The sequence below is a fragment of the Endozoicomonas sp. SESOKO3 genome (genome assembly GCF_024606255.1).
Genome location: NZ_JAHHPR010000170.1, coordinates 1 through 1,280, shown reverse-complemented (window position 1 = coordinate 1,280; position 1,280 = coordinate 1). Strand labels below are relative to the sequence as shown.

The following is a 1,280-nucleotide window of genomic DNA, read 5'->3' as shown; positions in this document are numbered from 1 at the left end:
AGTATGTGTTATCTTTATTTGGTTTTTTTATCGCCAAAGAATATAGAAGCATTCATCTTTTAAGCTATCACCTGTCTAGTCTGATAATAAGTGTTTGAAATGATCTCTGATTTTTTTCTTTTCAAATCTGGGAGTAATGTTAAGGGGTAGGAAGTAATGAATTACGAAATTTGGCAAACTCAGTCATGTGATGTCATCTCATTGAAAGATCAATTTAATGCTGAAACTGTTAATGATTTAAGACCTTATTTTGACTATTTGATCAAAGATTGTGCTGGAGATGTTCTTGTGGACATGATTTCCGTTAAAAAGCTTGATCCTTCTGGTGTAGGTGCATTGCTCTTTCTTTATAAGCGTTTAAAAATTGAAAACAGGAAGCTGGCTTTGGTAGGCGTTAATGGTAAGCCAGGTGAGCTTCTGAGCATGTTAAGAATTAATAGATCGATTAAGCAATATAATAATATGGAAGATTATTTCTCCAACTACTAAAAAAATGATAAGATAGTACCTTGGCGTTTATTAATACTCTTTCAATATCTGGCCAGTGACACCTTCCGACTTTAATTTTTGAAAGATGGCGTTGATCTTTCTTTCATGTTTTTCGGCAGACTTACTGAACATGAACATTACAGGAACACAGTCGAATGTTTTTTCTGTCACAAATAATCCCCGCAAACCGGGTTTTAATGAGGTGGCGAGCAACCAGTTCGTCTATCAGTGCTGCGTCATTACGACCTTTCTCCAGAAGCTTCAAAACATGCATTTTATCTCTGGTATTCTTACGAATCACTTCTCCCGATTGAAAGTAAGGTTCAAAAGTTTTATACGTACCGTTTTGCACCACCCCGAATTACTTTCACTTAACTGGACAATGACTTCTCCGTGCTCGCAAGAGGAAACTTTCCCGGACACTCTGTCTCGCCATTGAGGGTAGCTCGGGGCTTCCAGATCCAGACTGCCATTTCCTACCATGTAAATAAGCCGGTTGAAAGGGTAGTATTCTTCCTTGAAGTCATAGGCACTCCTTTGGCTAATGGCTTCAAGGGTTTTCTGGACAATGCCTTTTTTATTATCGATCCGGAAAAGAGGAGGATAGTTTGTTGGAAACAGCCCTGTTGAGATGGAGATCCTGTTCTTATCTGCCATAGCGAGTGTGTCGGGTAGAAAGAGGAAAAAGAGCAGAATCTGTAATCCTATCTTTTTTTGTTGATGATCACTCGCATTTCAGGTCTCGAACTATGTCGGGGGTGTACTACCAATATCGATCATTGGACCCAAGT

3 protein-coding genes are annotated in these 1,280 nt (G+C 38.9%); 1 reads left to right on the top strand and 2 read right to left on the bottom strand.

Annotation, left to right across the window (positions count from 1 at the left end; all coding sequences use genetic code 11):
- Positions 1–156: 156 nt before the first annotated feature.
- Positions 157–489, top strand: coding sequence for an STAS domain-containing protein (locus tag KDK18_RS03060; RefSeq protein WP_257253124.1), 333 nt, complete (start codon positions 157–159; stop codon positions 487–489).
- Positions 490–610: 121 nt separating this feature from the next.
- Here KDK18_RS03060 and KDK18_RS03055 read toward each other — a convergent pair whose 3' ends face one another.
- Together KDK18_RS03055 and KDK18_RS03050 are read right to left on the bottom strand one after the other, a co-directional pair.
- The gene (locus tag KDK18_RS03055; protein ID WP_257253122.1) at positions 611–790 is read right to left on the bottom strand and encodes a hypothetical protein; all 180 of its coding nucleotides are present in this window, start codon (positions 788–790) and stop codon (positions 611–613) included.
- Positions 787–1,146: a hypothetical protein gene (locus tag KDK18_RS03050; protein ID WP_257253121.1), complete on the bottom strand. Its 360-nt coding sequence runs from the start codon at positions 1,144–1,146 to the stop codon at positions 787–789. The genes KDK18_RS03055 and KDK18_RS03050 overlap by 4 nt, the downstream gene beginning before the upstream one ends.
- Positions 1,147–1,280: the final 134 nt, after the last annotated feature.